Origin of the sequence: Stenotrophomonas maltophilia group sp. RNC7 (assembly GCF_030910085.1) — a bacterium.
GTDB classification, from domain to species: domain Bacteria; phylum Pseudomonadota; class Gammaproteobacteria; order Xanthomonadales; family Xanthomonadaceae; genus Stenotrophomonas; species Stenotrophomonas sepilia.
Genome location: NZ_JAVFVN010000705.1, coordinates 1 through 1,459, shown reverse-complemented (window position 1 = coordinate 1,459; position 1,459 = coordinate 1). Strand labels below are relative to the sequence as shown.

Sequence of the window (1,459 nt, the reverse complement as noted above, 5' to 3'; positions counted from 1 at the left end):
GCCGGGCGCCGGGGCCCCCCCCCGGGGGGGGGGGGTTTTTGGGGGGGGGGGGGGGCGGGGTGGGGGCGCCCCCCGGGGCCCCCCACCCGGGCCCGCGGGGGGGGGGCCGGGCCCCGGCCCCCCACACCCGGGGGTCTGCGGTTTGGGCGGGCCGGGGGCGGCCAACTCTCGGATCCCGCCCTCTCCACCATTCAGCCCCCAGGCGTATGCTGGACCCTTGTCCCGAGGAGCCGCCGCATGCACATCGTGTACAAGGCCGACAATCTGTTCGACGCCCATCTGGTCAAGCACGCGCTGGAAGACGCCGGTATCCCCGCGTTCGTGTTCGGAGAGCAGCTGCTGGGTGGGATGGGCGAGCTGCCGCTGTTTGGCGTGCTGCGGGTCGGCATCCCCGATGCGGCGCGGCCGCAGGCCGAGGGCATCGTGGCGGCGCTGGACTTGGGCCAGGCCCCGTCCGACCCCATTTCCGATGCAGACGACATTGCCGGCCTTCCGGCGTAGGAGCGCATCATGTTGGGAATTGGGCAGGGCATCCTCGGCATCGGCGCCTTCAAGCAGCGCCTGCCGCGCCCGGAAGAGGCGCTGCCGGGGCGTGACCAACCGCTGCCGCTGCACAGCAACCAGCACTTCGTGAACAGCCATCCGCTGAAGGACCGTTTCGCCGGCCTGCAGCAGATCCGCTTTGCGCTGGGCTGTTTCTGGGGCGCCGAGCGCAAGTTCTGGACCGAGCCGGGCGTGTACAGCACCTCGGTGGGCTATGCCGGTGGCATCACCCCGAACCCGACCTATGAAGAGGTCTGCTCGGGCCTGACCGGGCACACGGAAGTGGTGCAGGTGGTGTTCGACCCGGCGGTGGTGAGCCTGGAGCGGCTGCTGCAGCTGTTCTGGGAAAGCCACGACCCGACCCAGGGCATGCGTCAGGGCAACGACACCGGCACCCAGTACCGCTCGGCGATCCATGCCACCGACGAGGCCCAGTACAAGGCCGCGCTGGCCAGCCGTGAGGCCTACCAGGCGCAGCTGGCTGCGGCCGGCTACGGCCCGATCACCACCGAGATCGTGTACCCGGCACCGGCGTACTACTACGCCGAGGACTACCACCAGCAGTACCTGGCGAAGAATCCGAACGGCTACTGCGGTATCGGCGGCACCGGCGTGAGCTGCCCGATCGGGTTGGATGTGGAGGCGCCGCGCTGACGCGCGGTGGTCCGCCTGCGGCGGGCAACGTCAACATCAACATCAACAGCCAAAGCGGCTCTGGGTTGCTGATGGCTTGGCGGGGCGGGTACAGATGGCGGGACACGCCGTAAACCCGTCCCTGAAGTGACCCCCGGGAGTTGGACATCAGATCCAACCCCGAGGGATACATGAACAGATACGACGCGCGTTTCAAACTGCAGGTCGCCAAAGAGGCCTGCAAGACCTCCACATCGGTCAAAGCCGTTGCTCGTCGCTACGG

Annotated in this window: 3 protein-coding genes; all 3 read left to right on the top strand. The window is 69.1% G+C overall.

Annotated features, from left to right (window positions below; translation table 11 throughout):
- The first annotated feature begins 237 nt into the window (after positions 1-237).
- Complete coding sequence (locus RCF13_RS15015; RefSeq protein ID WP_061478337.1) at positions 238-501, top strand: DUF2007 domain-containing protein; 264 nt, start codon at positions 238-240, stop codon at positions 499-501.
- 30 nt (positions 502-531) lie between these two features.
- Complete coding sequence (msrA, locus tag RCF13_RS15010) at positions 532-1,197, top strand: peptide-methionine (S)-S-oxide reductase MsrA (protein WP_032953954.1); 666 nt, start codon at positions 532-534, stop codon at positions 1,195-1,197.
- A 170-nt stretch (positions 1,198-1,367) separates the two neighbouring features.
- Positions 1,368-1,459, top strand: a 92-nt coding sequence (locus RCF13_RS26305; protein ID WP_146136448.1) for a transposase, incomplete at its 3' end; no start/stop codon positions are given.

Excerpts from the sequence above, each read along its gene's own strand:
- RCF13_RS15015 (WP_061478337.1), top strand. The coding sequence starts at position 238 with ATGCACATCGTGTACAAGGCCGACAATCTGTTCGACGCCCATCTGGTC.